Raw genomic sequence first — 3344 nt, 5'->3', positions numbered from 1 at the left:
GCCGGGGCCGTCGTGCGGCGCGTTCACGCGGGGTCCTCTCCGCGCGGCGCACCCGCGGCCCGCGCGTCCAACCACCCCTGCAGGATCTCCACGGCCGCGGCCTGGTCCACCACCCGGCGCTGCCTGCGTCCCTTGACTCCCCGCTGGGACAACATGCGGCTCGCGGTGACCGTGCTGAGCCGCTCGTCGGCCATCCGGACCCCGACCGGATCGAGCCGACCGGTCAGCCGCCGTGCGTACTCCGTCGCGATCGCCGCGGCACTGCCGTGCCGGTCCGCCAGCGTCCTCGGCAGTCCCACGATCACCTCGACCACCTCGTTCTCGGCGACCAGCCGGGCCAGCTCGTCAAGATCGGTGTCCGTCTCCGCATCACGCGTCAGGGTAACCAGCGGGGTGGCGAGAATCCCGGCCGGATCGGACAGCGCCACGCCGACCCGCACCGACCCGACGTCCACCGCCAGCCGCCGGCCGGGCCCGGGATCGTTCTCCCCGGGCCGGTCGGGGCGTACGTCGCTCACCGGCGCTGACCCACCGTGTCCCGCAGCGCACCGAGGGCCCGGTCGATCCCGTCCGGCCGGGTGCCCCCGCCCTGGGCCATGTCCGGCTTGCCACCGCCCCGGCCGCCGACGGCCTCGGCGAAGGACGGCACCAGATCACCCGCCGCCAGACCCTCCTCCCGGGCCGCCGCCGTGGTGGCCACCACGAAGCTCACCTTCTCCCCGGAGGGGGCGAACAGGGCGACCACCCCGGGCCGGGACCCGAGCCGATTACGGACCTCGCCCGCCAGCGTGCGCAGCGCACCTCCGTCGACGCCCTCGTCCAGCTTCTCCGCCACCAGTGCCGTGCCGGAGACGTCCTGCGCACGCTCGGCGAGCGTGCCCGCCGAGCCGAGCACCTCGCGCATCTTCAGCCGTTCGATCTCCTTCTCGGCGTCGCGCAGACGGGTCAGCACGTCCTCGATGCGGTGCGGCAGCGACTCCGTCGGCACCTTCAGCGTGCCCGCCAGTTCGGAGACCAGCAGCTGTTCCTTGCGCACGTGCCGCAGCGCGTCCGTGCCGACCAGCGCCTCGACGCGGTGCACCCCCGAGCCGATCGACGAGTCGGTGACCAGTTTGACCAACCCCAGCTGACCGATCCGCCCGACGTGGGTCCCCCCGCACAGCTCGCGCGAGTAGTCCCCCATGTCGACCACGCGGACCCGGTCGCCGTACTTCTCCCCGAACAGGGCGATCGCCCCCTGTTCGAGGGCCTTGTCCTTGGTCGTGGTGTAGGACTGCACCTCGACGTCGGTCTGGAGGTAGTCGTTGACCTCCTCCTCCACCTCGGTGAGCACGCCCGACGACACGGAGCCCGCGGTGGTGAAGTCGAACCGCATCCGCCCGGGCGAGTTCAGCGACCCGGCCTGGGCGGCCCGGTTGCCGTAGGCCCCGCGCACCGCGGCGTGCACCAGGTGGGTGGCCGAGTGCGAGCGGGCGATCGCGGCGCGGCGGGTCCCGTCCACCGAGGCGGTCAACTCGGTGTCCACCGCCACCTCGCCCCCGGTGACCTCCACCCGGTGGACGTACAGTCCCGGCACGAGCTTCTGCACGTCCCGCACCGCCAGTTCGACCCCGTGGCCCAGCAGCACGCCCGTGTCGGCGATCTGCCCACCGCCCTCGGCGTAGAACGGGGTGCGGTCGAGGACGAGTTCGGCCGTCGTGCCCTCCCCCGCCACCGTGGCCGGCACCCCGTCGACCATCAGCGCCAGCACCCGGGAGGTGGCCTGCAGGTCGGTGTAGCCGAGGAACTCGGTCTCCCCGTGCTGTTCGAGCAGTCTCCGGTAGGCCGACAGGTCGCCGTGGCCGCTCTTGCGCGCCGCGGCGTCGGCCTTGGCGCGCTGCCGCTGCTCCTCCATGAGGGTGCGGAAACCCTCCTCGTCCACCGACAGTCCCTGCTCGGCCGCCATCTCCAGGGTGAGGTCGATCGGGAACCCGTAGGTGTCGTGCAGCTGGAACGCCTTGTCCCCGGCCAGCATCGTGCCGCCGGAGCGGCGGGTCTGCTCCGCGGCCATGTCGAAGATGCGGGAACCGCTGGTGAGCGTGGCGAGGAAGCTCTCCTCCTCGGTCCGCATGACGTCGCTGATCCGGTCGAAGTCCCGGGCGACCTCGGGGTAGGAGGGCGCCATCGCGTCGCGGACGACCGCGGCGAACTCGGGCAGCACCGGTTCGTGGACGCCCAGCAGCCGCACCGAGCGCACGATCCGGCGCAGCAGCCTGCGCAGGACGTACCCGCGGGTCTCGTTGCCGGGGGTGACCCCGTCCGAGATCAGCATCACCCCGGACCGGGCGTGGTCGGCGATTACCCGGAACCGGACGTCGTCGGGGTGGTGGTCGCCGTAGCGGCGGCCGGAGAACTCCTCGGCCGTGGCGATCACCGGGCGCACCAGGTCGGTCTCGTACACGTTCGACACGCCCTGGAGCAGGTACGCCACCCGCTCGATACCCATGCCGGTGTCGATGTTCTTCCGCGGCAGTTCCCCGAGCACGGGATAGCCCTTCTTCGGGCTGCCCTCGCCCCGGATGTCCTGCATGAACACCAGGTTCCAGATCTCCAGGAAACGGTCCTCGTCCACCGCGGGACCACCGTCGCGGCCGTACTCCGGGCCGCGGTCGTAGTAGATCTCCGAGCACGGCCCGCCGGGCCCGGGTACGCCCATGTCCCAGTAGTTGTCGTCCGCGCTGCGGTACTGGATGCGCTCGGACGGCAATCCCGCGACCTCCCGCCACAGCGCGGCGGCCTCCGCGTCGTGCTCGTACACCGTGGCCCACAGCCGGTCCGGCTCGAACCCGAACCCGCCCTCGTCCTGCGAGGTCGTGATCAGCTCCCAGGCCCGGGCGATGGCGGTCTCCTTGAAGTAGTCCCCGAAGGAGAAGTTGCCCGCCATCTGGAAGAACGTGTTGTGCCGGGTGGTCTTGCCCACCTCGTCGATGTCGCCGGTGCGCACGCACTTCTGCACGCTCGCGGCGCGGGGGTAGGGCGGCGGGACCTCACCGAGGAAGTACGGCTTGAACTGCACCATTCCCGCGTTGACGAACAGCAGGGTGGGGTCGTCGAGGATCAGTGAGGCACTGGGCACCCTGGTGTGCCCGTGCTTGGCGAAGAAGTCCAGGAATCGCTTGTTGATCTCGTGAGTTTCCACTGGCTTTCCTTGGCGTGAGGCGCGGCGCCGGGGCGCCGTGCGCGGGTCGTGGGCGGGGGACGGCGGAGACCGGGACGGGCCTGCGTGCCTGGTGTGCCTCCCGTCGGCCTCAGGTCTCCGCCCGGCGCGCTCGCCGCGCGGACGTCCCGGGGGCGGCGTGCCTGCC

General features: G+C 72.0%; 2 protein-coding genes. Both read right to left on the bottom strand.

The annotated features are described in order from the left end of the window. Positions 1-23: 23 nt before the first annotated feature. Positions 24-518 carry a Holliday junction resolvase RuvX gene (gene ruvX / locus SACHA_RS0104925; protein WP_019807637.1) on the bottom strand — a complete coding sequence of 165 codons (495 nt, stop codon included), beginning with the start codon at positions 516-518 and terminating at the stop codon, positions 24-26. Next, entirely contained in the window at positions 515-3178 is a 2664-nt protein-coding gene (gene alaS, locus SACHA_RS0104920; protein WP_019807636.1) for an alanine--tRNA ligase, read from the bottom strand. The genes ruvX and alaS overlap by 4 nt, the downstream gene beginning before the upstream one ends. Positions 3179-3344: the final 166 nt, after the last annotated feature.

The sequence above is a fragment of the Saccharomonospora halophila 8 genome, from assembly GCF_000383775.1.
In the GTDB taxonomy this organism is placed as follows: domain Bacteria; phylum Actinomycetota; class Actinomycetes; order Mycobacteriales; family Pseudonocardiaceae; genus Saccharomonospora; species Saccharomonospora halophila.
Note: the sequence above shows the minus strand (reverse complement) of the source record. Positions and strands in the feature narration are given on the sequence as shown.